Source organism: Streptomyces sp. CRN 30, assembly GCF_034105845.1.
Genome location: NZ_JAVRHI010000142.1, coordinates 1 through 6,711, shown reverse-complemented (window position 1 = coordinate 6,711; position 6,711 = coordinate 1). Strand labels below are relative to the sequence as shown.

The 6,711-nt window shown below is 73.5% G+C and carries 6 protein-coding genes; all 6 read right to left on the bottom strand.

Annotated elements, in window-relative coordinates:
* Positions 1–56 precede the first annotated feature (56 nt).
* Positions 57–1,940 carry a DoxX family membrane protein gene (locus UW392_RS13655; RefSeq protein ID WP_414496070.1) on the bottom strand — a complete coding sequence of 628 codons (1,884 nt, stop codon included), beginning with the start codon at positions 1,938–1,940 and terminating at the stop codon, positions 57–59.
* A 155-nt stretch (positions 1,941–2,095) separates the two neighbouring features.
* Positions 2,096–3,040 (bottom strand): 23S rRNA (guanosine(2251)-2'-O)-methyltransferase RlmB, encoded by a 945-nt coding sequence (gene rlmB / locus UW392_RS13650; RefSeq protein WP_320775224.1) that lies wholly within the window; start codon positions 3,038–3,040, stop codon positions 2,096–2,098.
* Positions 3,041–3,162: 122 nt separating this feature from the next.
* A complete protein-coding gene (cysS, locus tag UW392_RS13645; protein WP_320775223.1) occupies positions 3,163–4,563 on the bottom strand; it encodes a cysteine--tRNA ligase in 1,401 nt (466 codons plus the stop codon).
* A 97-nt stretch (positions 4,564–4,660) separates the two neighbouring features.
* Complete coding sequence (ispF, locus tag UW392_RS13640) at positions 4,661–5,179, bottom strand: 2-C-methyl-D-erythritol 2,4-cyclodiphosphate synthase (RefSeq protein ID WP_320775222.1); 519 nt, start codon at positions 5,177–5,179, stop codon at positions 4,661–4,663.
* Positions 5,169–5,939, bottom strand: coding sequence for a 2-C-methyl-D-erythritol 4-phosphate cytidylyltransferase (gene ispD / locus UW392_RS13635; protein ID WP_320775221.1), 771 nt, complete (start codon positions 5,937–5,939; stop codon positions 5,169–5,171). The genes ispF and ispD overlap by 11 nt, the downstream gene beginning before the upstream one ends.
* A gap of 381 nt (positions 5,940–6,320) precedes the next feature.
* The coding region (locus UW392_RS13630; protein WP_320772829.1) for a CarD family transcriptional regulator at positions 6,321–6,711 on the bottom strand (391 nt) is incomplete at its 5' end.

Genomic DNA, 6,711 nt, shown 5'->3' with positions numbered 1-6,711 from the left:
GATGGGCCCCGCGCGTGGTGCGCGGGGCCCATCGCCGTGTCCGGCCGGGAGGGGAGTCAGCCGAGGAGTCCACCCACCAGGCTGTCCCGTTCGCCGCCGCCGGTGGAGGTACCGCCCGACCCGGTGCCTCCTGGGGCGCCGCTGGAGGCGCCGGCGGTGCCTCCGGCCGCGCCGCCGCTGGAGGTCGGCCCGGAGCTGGTGCTCGGTGCCTGCTGGACGGGGACCGGCGCGGTCTGCTGGGGCGGGGCCTGGCCGGTGGTGGTGCCCTGGGTCTGGCTGGGCTGTCCGCCGGCGGTGGCGCCCGCTCCCCGGGTGGCGCCCGGGCTGGTGGCGCTCTGCGAGGGGCCGGCGGAGCCGGTGGCGCCCTGCGTGGGGGCACCGGAGGCCGCTCCGGGGCTGCGGTGGCCCGGCCGGCCCGGTGTCTCGGGGAGGGGGGAGCCGGGCAGTTCGTTGCGGGGGGCCTCGCCGGGGCCGGGGACGACCACGCGGTCGGCGTCGCGTACGGCGCCGCCGAGGAGGGAGCCGACGAGCAGGGTGAGGCCGACGACGACGGTGGTGACCAGGGCGCCGCGGCGCAGGACGTAGCGGCGGAGCTGCCAGATGTCGGTGCGTGGACCGAGGGTGCGCCAGGCGCCGGCGGCGAGGCGCCCGTCGATGGAGTAGACGGGTGCGCCCGCGATGAGCAGGGGGGACCAGGCGGCGAGGTAGATGATGTCGGGGGCGTCGTAGGCGGGGACGGTCTTCCAGCTGACGGTGACGATGAGGGCGGCCGAGAGGGCCGCGCCGAAGACGGCGGCGACCCGCTGCCACAGGCCGAGGACGGTCAGGACGCCGACGATGACCTGGAGGAAGGCGATGACGAGGCCCGCGCCGACGGGGTGCTGCAGGGCGAACTGCCGCAGTGGCTCGGCGACTTCCCAGGGGTGCAGGGTGTTGAGCCAGGTGACCATGGAGCCGCGTTTGCCGCCGTCGAAGTAGACGGGGTCGCAGAGTTTGCCCATGCCGGCGTAGATGGAGATGAAGCCGAGGAAGACGCGCAGCGGCAGCAGGACGACGCCGAGGTTCATCCGGCGGCCGGGGTAGTAGGCGTGCCGTACGGGGTCGCCGCCGTGGCGCCGGGTGCCCGGTCCGTCCGGTCCGTCGAGCTCGTCCTCGGTGCCGTCGGCGGGGCCGGTGTACGTGCCGTCGCCGTCGTCGTAGGCCGCGTCCTCGTCGTAGGCGCTGCCCACGGTGCGCATGGCGGGCAGCAGGCGGGTGCCTTCGGCGTGGTGGTGGTCGTCGTGGGTGCGCTGGGCACCGACGACGGGTGTCTCCACGGTCTCCACCGTCAGGTCGGCGCCGTAGCGCCCGTCCTCGCCGCCGTACCGGCCTGCTTCGGTGTCGTACCGGCCGGCTTCGATGTCGTACTGGTCCGCTGCCGCGCCGTACGCCTCCGTGGCGTCGGCGTACGGGTGTGTCTCGGCGGCGTGGCGTTCCCCGCGGCCGCCGTACGGGCCGGGAGCCTCGACGTCGACGCGGGGGATGACCTGCGTGGCGCTGGCGTCGCCCGTCTGCTCCCCGGGGCCGTGGCCCACGCTCGAGTTCCGCACGGCCTGCAGCAGCCGGTGGGCGCCGGTGTCGTCCGGTGCGGACCTCCCGCTCCAGACGACGGGCGCCCGGCGGCGGGAGTCGGCGGACCTGCCTCCCCCCGCGCCCTCCACCCGGCCCGCCGCGTCCGCGACGGGGAAGCGCGCGGTGTCCTCGGTGGCGCTGGAGTGCCGTGCGACGCCCGGGGACGGGGTCCGCGGGCCGGTGGCCAGATGCACGCGGAAGCTCGCGTGGTTCACGATGATCTGGGCCGGATCGCTCGGCACCTTCACCATGCTCAACGCGGGAGCGTCGTCGTGTCCCGACGAACGGTCCCCCGTGGGTGTGCGGGGTGTTCTGGTGTCCACACTCATCTAACCGAGTGACGAGTCGTTAGGACACTGCTTCCCGCGTCCCGATCTGTCCGGACCCCGTCAAGATCATCCCCATTGTCCGCCCATTGTCCGGACCGTCCGGTACGCGCGCGTGCGGGGGCCCGCACCGCCTCCCGCCGCGCGCGGACACCGGCTCAGCCGCGTCGCCGGGCCGCCTCGTACAGCACGACGCCCGCGGCGACGCCGGCGTTCAGCGACTCCGCGCCGCCGGGCATCGGAATCCGCACCCGGTAGTCGCACGTCTCGCCCACGAGCCGGGACAGGCCCTTGCCCTCGCTGCCGACGACGATGACGACGGGGCCCCCGAGCGCCTCCAGCTCGCCGACCTCGGCCTCTCCGTCGGCGGCGAGGCCGACCACCGTGACTCCGGCTTTCTTGTACGCCTCGAGGGCGCGCGTGAGGTTGGTGGCGCGCGCGACCGGCGTGCGCGCCGCCGTGCCGGCGGACGTCTTCCAGGCGCCGGCGGTCATGCCGGCCGCGCGCCGCTCGGGCACGACCACGCCGTGGCCGCCGAAGGCGGAGACGGAGCGGACGACGGCGCCGAGGTTGCGTGGGTCGGTCACGCCGTCGAGGGCGACGATCAGCGGGTCCTCGCCCTCGTCGAACGCGGCGGCCACCAGGTCCTCGGGGTGCGCGTACTCGTACGGCGGGACCTGGAGGACGAGGCCCTGGTGGTTGAGGTTGTTCGTCATGCGGTCGAGCTCGGGGCGGGGGGCCTCCATGAGGTTGATGCCGCCGCGCTCGCCGGCGAGCTGGAGCGCCTCGCGGACCCGCTCGTCGTTGTCGATGAACTGCTGGACGTAGAGCGTGGAGGCGGGCACGCCCTCGCGCAGCGCCTCGACGACGGGGTTGCGCCCGACGACCATCTCGGAGGCGGACCTGCCGCCGCGACCCTTGGGCGCTCCCGGGCGCCCCTGGGCGCGGCGGACCTTGGCGTTGGCGGCGCGCTGCTTGGCGTGGCCCTTGCGCATCTCGGCGGGCGGGGTCGGGCCCTTGCCCTCGAGGCCCCGGCGTCGCTGGCCGCCACTGCCGACCTGCGCGCCCTTCTTGCCGGACATGCGGCGGTTGTTCGCGGCCATGATCCACCTGTCTGTGTTCGGCGCCGTGCGGGCGCTGTGTACGTACGTCTGTCGCCTGTCGTCCTTGCAGTGTGCCGTCCGGAGTCCCGGACGGCACACTCGATCAAGAACGGCCGGGGGCCTCAGCGCGGGCCGAGGGTCCAGCGCGGTCCCTGCGGGCCGTCCTCGATGACCAGGCCGGACTGGCCGAGCTGGTCGCGGATGGCGTCGGCGGTGGCCCAGTCCTTGCGGGCCCGGGCCGCCTCGCGCTGCTGGAGCACCAGGCCGACCAGGGTGTCGACCACTCCGTGGAGGTCGTCGCCGCGCTCGTTGTCGCCGGCCCAGTGCGGGTCGAGCGGGTCGAGGCCGAGGACGCCGAGCATGGCGCGGACCTCGGCCAGGCGGGCGACGGCGGCCTCCTTGTCGTCGGCGGCCAGTGCGCTGTTGCCCTGCCGGACCGTGGTGTGCACGACGGCGAGGGCCTGCGGCACGCCCAGGTCGTCGTCCATGGCCTCGGCGAAGGCGGGCGGCACCTCGGCGGCCGGTTCGACGACGCCGCCGGCCTTCTCGACGACGCGCTGGACGAAGCCCTCGATGCGCGCGAACGCCGACTCGGCCTCGCGCAGGGCCTCCTTGCTGTACTCGATCATGGACCGGTAGTGCGGGGTGCCCAGGTAGTAGCGGAGCACGATGGGCCGCCAGCGCTTGACCATCTCGCTGACGAGCACGGAGTTGCCCAGCGACTTGGACATCTTCTCGCCGCTCATCGTCACCCAGGCGTTGTGCATCCAGTACGTGGCGAAGTCGTCGCCGTACGCCTGGGCCTGGGCGATCTCGTTCTCGTGGTGCGGGAAGATCAGGTCGAGTCCGCCGCCGTGGATGTCGAAGGCGCTGCCCAGGTACTTGTGGGCCATCGCGGAGCACTCCAGGTGCCAGCCGGGCCGGCCCCGTCCCCAGGGCGTCTCCCAGCTGGGCTCGCCGGGCTTGGCCGCCTTCCACATGGCGAAGTCGCGGGGGTCGCGCTTGCCGGTCTCGCCCTCGGCGGAGGGCTGGAGGAGGTTCTCCAGCTCCTGGTTGGACAGCCGCAGGTACGAGGGGAAGGACTTGACGTCGAAGTAGACGTTGCCGTCGGCCTCGTAGGCGTGGCCGCGCTCGATCAGTCCGCGCATCATCTCGATCATTTCCGGCACATGGCCGGTGGCCCGCGGCTCGTACGTCGGGGGCAGGCAGCCCAGGGCCTCGTAACCGGCGTTGAACGCGCGCTCGTTCTCGTAGCCGATGGCCCACCAGGGGCGGCCCTGGTCCGCCGACTTGACGATGATCTTGTCGTCGATGTCGGTGACGTTCCGGATGAACGTCACCTCGTAGCCGCGGTGGGCGAACCAGCGGCGCAGGATGTCGAAGTTCAGTCCGGACCGGATGTGTCCGATGTGGGGCTGTGCCTGCACGGTCGCGCCGCACAGGTAGATCGAGACACAGCCCGGCCGCAGCGGGACGAAGTCACGGATCTGCCGGGCACCGGTGTCGTACAGGCGAATAGTCACCACTCCAGGGTAGTGGGCGGACGGCAGTGCCCCGTGACCTGTCGCGTCAGGGGGCACGTATTCGTGACGTCCGCCGGCCGGCCCCCCGCCGGGCGGTTCAGCCCGTGCGGACGACGAGTGCCGTGGCCACCGCCATCAGGCCTTCGTCGCGTCCCGGGAAGCCCAGGCCGTCGGTGGTGGCACCGGACACCGACACGGGTGCGCCCGCCGCCTCCGACAGGATCTTCTGAGCCTCGTCCCGGCGCTTGCCGATCTTCGGGCGGGGGCCGACGACCTGGACGGCGATGTTGCCGACGGTGAAGCCGGCCGCGCGGACGATGCGCGCGGCCTCGGTGAGGAGGGTGACGCCGGAGGCGCCGGACCACTGGGGGCGGCCGGTGCCGAAGTGCTGTCCGAGGTCACCGAGTCCGGCCGCGGAGAACAGCGCGTTGCACGCGGCGTGCGCGACGACGTCGGCGTCCGAGTGGCCGGCCAGCCCGGGGCCCTCGCCCTCCCACTTGAGGCCCGCGCACCACAGCTCGCGGCCCTCCTCGAAGGCGTGGATGTCGGTGCCGACGCCGACCTGCGGCAGCACGACGGCCGGGGGTGCGGGGGCCGCGGGGGTCTCAGAAGCCATCGTTGCGCCTCCTGCGGGTGAGGACCGCCTCGGCGAGGAGCAGGTCGAGGGGGCGGGTGACCTTGAAGGCCTCCTCGTGCCCGGGGACCGTGACGACCCGCAGCCCGAGCTGCTCCACCATGCTCGCGTCGTCGGTGACGTCGTCGGTGACCGTCTCGTGGGCGCGGACCAGGGTGGCGCGGTCGAAGCCCTGCGGGGTCTGGACGGCGCGCAGCCGGGACCGGTCGGGGGTGGCGACCACGGGCTCCGGGTCGCCGGCCGCGGGTGCGGGTTCGACCTGCTTGACGGTGTCGGCGAGGGGCAGCGCGGGGACGACGGCGGGTGCTCCGTCCCGTACGGCCTCGATGACGGTGTCCACCGTGTCCACGGGCACCAGGGGCCGGGCCGCGTCGTGCACCAGCACGATGTCGTAGCCGGGGGGCAGCGCGTCCAGACCGAGCCGCACGGACTCCTGGCGGGTGTCACCGCCGGGCACGACGAGGAAGTCGGTGCCTCCTCCGGGGCTGGAGCCGGGCAGCAGGGTGTGGGCGTCGAGCAGGCTCTTGACCTCGGCGGCGCCGTCGGGCGGGGCCACCACTATCACCAGGGAGACGGAGCGGGACGCGGCCATGGCGCGTACCGCGTGGATCAGCATGGGGGTGCCGTTGAGCGCGCGCAGCGCCTTCGGGGCCCCGGGGCCGAGGCGCACGCCCCGGCCCGCGGCCGGAATCACGGCTGCCGTACAGGCCCTTGACGGCGAAGGGCGCGTTTCGTCGGACATCGGTTCCTGTCAGGTTTGTGTACTCGGTGCGCGTGGGTATGGCCTGGAGGTGCCCCGCGCTCGGTCTTCCGTGCCGATCTCGGGGAAGTGCCGGGCGCGAGCCTCGACCGGGCCCTTCCGTGACACCTGGTCGAGCAGGCTGCCCGGGCCCGGCACGTCAGTATCGGCCAGTCCTCGGGGGCGCGGGCACCGCGGCGCGGCTCCGGCGGCCGAGTGGGGAGCGGACGGGGTGGGTGTGCGTGGCCGGTCCGCCGGGGGAGCGCCGACAGGCGGTGGCTTCCGGCGCAGGGGTACGAACATGCCGCAGCGCCCGGCGACTGCTCTGTGCGTCATCGGGCACCGCGGCATTTCAGTGCGCTGAGCGGATCTCCGCCTGCTGCGTCAGGACGCGAGCACCTCGTCGAGCAGGGCCTCGGCCTTGTCCTCGTTCGTGTTCTCCGCGAGGGCGAGCTCGCTCACCAGGATCTGGCGCGCCTTGGCGAGCATCCGCTTCTCACCTGCGGAGAGTCCGCGCTCACGCTCCCGGCGCCACAGGTCACGCACGACTTCCGCGACCTTGATGACGTCACCGGAGGCGAGCTTCTCCAGGTTTGCCTTGTAGCGACGCGACCAGTTCGTGGGCTCCTCGGCATACGGCGCGCGCAGCACCTCGAAGACCCGGTCCAGCCCGTCCTGACCGACCACATCACGCACGCCGACGAACTCCGCATTGTCCGCTGGCACACGTACCGTCAGGTCGCCCTGGGCGACCTTCAGCACCAAGTAGGTCTTG

Excerpts from the sequence above, each read along its gene's own strand:
- UW392_RS13655 (WP_414496070.1), bottom strand. The coding sequence starts at position 1,940 with ATGAGTGTGGACACCAGAACACCCCGCACACCCACGGGGGACCGTTCG.
- rlmB (WP_320775224.1), bottom strand. The coding sequence starts at position 3,040 with ATGGCCGCGAACAACCGCCGCATGTCCGGCAAGAAGGGCGCGCAGGTC.
- ispF (WP_320775222.1), bottom strand. The coding sequence starts at position 5,179 with ATGGCTTCTGAGACCCCCGCGGCCCCCGCACCCCCGGCCGTCGTGCTG.
- ispD (WP_320775221.1), bottom strand. The coding sequence starts at position 5,939 with ATGTCCGACGAAACGCGCCCTTCGCCGTCAAGGGCCTGTACGGCAGCC.